4 protein-coding genes are annotated in these 3,650 nt (G+C 68.8%); 2 read left to right on the forward strand and 2 right to left on the reverse strand.

All coding sequences use genetic code 11. From position 1 onward, the window contains the following. The first annotated feature begins 63 nt into the window (after nt 1–63). Nucleotides 64–825: an NYN domain-containing protein gene (locus tag DBR34_RS16145; protein WP_038685954.1), complete on the forward strand. Its 762-nt coding sequence runs from the start codon at nt 64–66 to the stop codon at nt 823–825. 18 nt (nt 826–843) lie between these two features. On the opposite strand, the gene DBR34_RS16150 is transcribed toward DBR34_RS16145, so the two are convergent. Continuing rightward, entirely contained in the window at nt 844–1,053 is a 210-nt protein-coding gene (locus DBR34_RS16150; protein WP_128097556.1) for a hypothetical protein, read from the reverse strand. 102 nt (nt 1,054–1,155) lie between these two features. Between DBR34_RS16150 and DBR34_RS16155 the strand changes: the two genes are divergently transcribed. Continuing rightward, nucleotides 1,156–1,776, forward strand: a complete 621-nt coding sequence (locus DBR34_RS16155) for a glutathione S-transferase (protein WP_128097557.1) — start codon at nt 1,156–1,158, stop codon at nt 1,774–1,776. A 67-nt stretch (nt 1,777–1,843) separates the two neighbouring features. Here the strand turns inward: DBR34_RS16155 and DBR34_RS16160 are convergent. Then, the coding region (locus DBR34_RS16160) for a primosomal protein N' (protein ID WP_308812558.1) at nt 1,844–3,650 on the reverse strand (1,807 nt) is incomplete at its 5' end.

Below are 3,650 nucleotides of genomic sequence, written 5' to 3' on the forward strand. Positions count from 1 at the left end.
ATACTGGGTTCAGGGGCCGTCGCGCTGGCAGGCGGCCGTGGTCGCATCGCTCTGGAGGCTGACATGACCGAACCGGAAAAGCGCATCGCCCTGCTGATCGATGCCGACAACGCGCCGTCGTCGAAGATCGACGTGGTGCTGGCCGAGGTGGCGCGCTATGGCGTGGCCAACGTGCGTCGCGCCTACGGCAACTGGAAGAGCCCCGCGCTGAAAGGCTGGGAATCGGTGCTGCATGCCTATGCAATCCGGCCGATCCAGCAGTTCGCCTACAGCCGGGGCAAGAACGCCTCGGACATGGCGATGGTGATCGATGGCATGGACCTGCTGTACGCACGCAACCTGGATGGGTTTGCGATCGTCTCCAGCGATGCCGACTTCACCCCGCTGGTGATGCGCCTGCTTACCGACGGGGTCAAGGTGTACGGATTCGGCGAGAAGAAAACCCCCGAGCCGTTCGTCAATGCCTGCTCCAAGTTCACCTACCTGGAAGCGCTGGGACAGGACCTGGCGGCAGACCCGGAGGTCGAGCACGGCAACGAGGAAACCCGGCCGCGCAAGAGCGGCCCCGAGCTGCGCAGCGACACCCGCCTGGTGCAGATGCTGCGCAGTGCGGTGGCCTCGGCCGAAGCCGACGATGGCTGGTCGCACCTGGGCCCGGTGGGCAGCCAGATCGGCAACCAGGCCTCGTTCGATTCGCGCAACTACGGCTACGGCAAGCTCAGCGAACTGCTGGCCGCCACCGGCTTGTTCGAGATGAAGAAGGACGGCAAATCCACCTATGTCCGCGCGCTGCCAAAGAAGGGCGCGGCCAAGGCGGCCAAGTAAGGCAGGGCGGGGTGCCGGTCAGCGGATGGCCTGCACCACCGACAGCGTGCGCGCATCGGACTGCTGGTAGCCGTCGATGAAACCGCGGCCAACATCCTGCAGCGTGCCGAACGACATCAGGACCAGCGCGGCGGCCAGCATCAGGTTGCGATGATGGCGGCGGTAGCCCACGACCAGCAGCACGATACCCAGGCACAACAGACTGATTTCGAGGATCTGCGCAAACATTGCATTTCGTCCATGAGGTGACGGCCAGGGCGCCGACCGGCGTATCGTAGCGCCACCGCGCGGCGCTGTGGCGCCGCTTCTGTCCGAACCGGGAAACCAACCATGCTGAAGATCTGGGGCCGCCACAATTCGAGCAACGTGCGCAAAGTCCTCTGGTGTGCCGAGGAAATCGCCGTGCCCTACGAGTCGATCCAGGTCGGCGGTGCCTTCGGCGGCACGCAGTCGCCGGAATACCGGGCGATGAACCCCAACGGCCTGGTCCCGTTGATCGAAGACCATGGCCTGCCGCTGTGGGAATCCAACACCATCGTGCGTTACCTGGCCGCGCGTTACGCGCTGGGCACGCTGTACCCCGAAGACGTGGTGGCACGCGCGCAGTCGGAGAAGTGGATGGACTGGACCACCTCCGCGTTCTCGGGCGTGTTCCGCGACCTGTTCTGGGGCACCCTGCGCACCGCGCCGGCCGACCGCGATGAAGCGCGTATCGCCACCGCGCTGGTGCGCTCGGGCGAGCTGCTGACCATGGCCGACGATGCGCTGTCGCGGCAGCCGTGGTTGTCCGGCGACGACTTCGCCATGGGCGATATCCCGCTGGGCGCCTTCATTTATGCCTGGTTCGAAATGCCGATCCAGCGCCCGCAGTTGCCGCACCTGGCGGCCTGGTACGAGCGCCTCAAGCAGCGCCCCGCGTACCAGCGCGGCGTCATGACCGCGTTGACCTGACGCGCCGTGCCGACCAACGGTCGGCAGTGGTACGTGCCATGTGCGGACCGTGGGTCCGCACATGGCCCTAGTACAGGTCCGTCGGATCCACATCCAGCGACCAGCGCACCTTGCGTGCCTGCGGCAGCGCGTGGATCTGCGGGGTGATCAGGTCCAGCACGCCGTGCAGCGGCCGGCGGGCCGGCGCGGACAGCAACAACTGCGTGCGCTGGTACCCGGCGCGGCGCGGCATCGGTGCCGGCATCGGGCCGTAACGTTCCACCGCGGCATCGTCGGGAATCAGCCCGCGCACCGCGCTGAGCATCGCGTTGGCATGCTCCACCTGCTGCGACTCGGCGCGCAGCAGCGCCAGGTGCGCGAACGGTGGAAAGCCGGCCGCCTCGCGCTGCTGCAACTCGGCGTCGGCGAAGGCGTGGTAACCGCCATTGACCAGCGTCTCCAGCAACGGGTGCCCGGGGTGGTGGGTCTGCAGCCATACCTCGCCCGGATCGGTGGCGCGCCCGGCGCGCCCGGCCACCTGGATCAACTGCTGGGCCAGCTTCTCGCTGGCGCGGAAATCGGCCGAGAACAGGCCCTCATCGATACCCACCACCACCACCAGCGTCAGCTTCGGCAGGTCGTGGCCCTTGGCCAGGATCTGCGTGCCGACCAGGATCCCGGCCCGGTCGCCCAGCGTGGCAAGCTGGGTTTCCAGTGCATCGCGGCGGCTGGTGGTGCCGCGGTCGATGCGGATCACCGGGTAATCGGCGAACGCCTCGACCAGGTGTTCTTCCAGCCGCTCGGTGCCAATGCCCTGCGGCTGCAGCGCCAGGCTGCCGCAATCGGGGCAGGCCAATGGCGCGGACTGGCGCGCGCCGCAATGGTGGCACTGCAGGCGGCGGCCGCCGGCGTGCACGGTCATCGGCGCATCGCAGCGCTGGCACGGCGCGGTCCAGCCGCAGTCGTGGCACAGCAGTACCGGCGCATACCCGCGGCGGTTCTTGAACACCAGCACCTGGTGGCCGGCCTGCAGGTGCTCGGCAATGCCCTGCAGCACCTCCGGCGACAGCCCATCGCGCAGCGGCCGCTTGCGCACGTCCAGCACGCGCACCCGGGGCGGGCGTGCATCGCCGGCGCGCACTTTCAGGCGCAGGTGGGTGTAACGGCCGGCCTGCGCGTTGTGCAGCGATTCCAGCGACGGCGTGGCACTGCCCAGCACTACCGGCACGTCCAGGGCCTTGGCCCGCACCAGGGCGAAATCGCGCGCGTGGTAGCGGATGCCATCCTGCTGCTTGTAGCTGCCGTCGTGTTCTTCATCCACCACGATCAGCCCGGCGTTGGGCAACGGGGTGAAGATCGCCGAGCGCGTGCCTACGATCACCTGCGCTTCGCCACGTGATGCGGCAGCCCACACGCGTGCGCGCTCGTTGTCGTTCAGGCCCGAATGCAGCACGTGTACCGGAATGCCCAGGCGCGTGCGGAAGCGCGACAGCGTCTGCGGGGTCAGGCCGATTTCCGGCACCAGCACCAGCGCCTGCCGGCCGCGCGCCAGGCAGTCCACGATGGCCTGCAGGTACACCTCGGTCTTGCCGCTGCCGGTGACCCCGTCCAGCAGGTAGGCACCGAAGCCGGTCGCGCTGGTGATCGCGGCGATCGCGGCCGCCTGCTCGGGGTTGGGCGGTGGGCCGGCGCTGGCCTGCGCAACCGGCACCTGATGGTCCAGCGCGATCCGCTCGACCACGCCGCGCTTGGCCAGGGCGCGGGCGGCGCTGCGCCAGTCGTCCATGCGTGCGTCCAGCACGTCTTCATCGACCACGCCCTCGGCCAGCAGCGCGCCCAACCGCTGCGGGCGGGTGCCGGCACGCAGCGGTTGGGCGCGCTGCTGGCCGAGGGCG

This window comes from Stenotrophomonas sp. HMWF003 (assembly GCF_003061285.1).
Lineage (GTDB): Bacteria > Pseudomonadota > Gammaproteobacteria > Xanthomonadales > Xanthomonadaceae > Stenotrophomonas > Stenotrophomonas maltophilia_AP.